The following is a 215-nucleotide window of genomic DNA, read 5'->3' as shown; positions in this document are numbered from 1 at the left end:
GAAGCAACAAAACTTTAATTGAAGAGTTTGATCATGGCTCAGATTGAACGCTGGCGGCAGGCCTAACACATGCAAGTCGAGCGGCAGCACAAGGGAGTTTACTCCTGAGGTGGCGAGCGGCGGACGGGTGAGTAATGCCTAGGGATCTGCCCAGTCGAGGGGGATAACAGTTGGAAACGACTGCTAATACCGCATACGCCCTACGGGGGAAAGGA

At 54.0% G+C, this 215-nt stretch carries 1 rRNA gene; it reads left to right on the top strand.

Annotation, left to right across the window (positions count from 1 at the left end):
* Positions 1-15: 15 nt before the first annotated feature.
* Positions 16-215: ribosomal RNA gene (locus KO533_RS22875) — 16S ribosomal RNA — on the top strand; the annotation flags it as partial.

The organism is Shewanella sp. NKUCC05_KAH, assembly GCF_019345585.1.
GTDB lineage: Bacteria > Pseudomonadota > Gammaproteobacteria > Enterobacterales > Shewanellaceae > Shewanella > Shewanella oncorhynchi.
The sequence above is the reverse complement of the archived record's forward strand: the minus strand, read 5'-3'. Positions and strand labels throughout refer to the sequence as shown.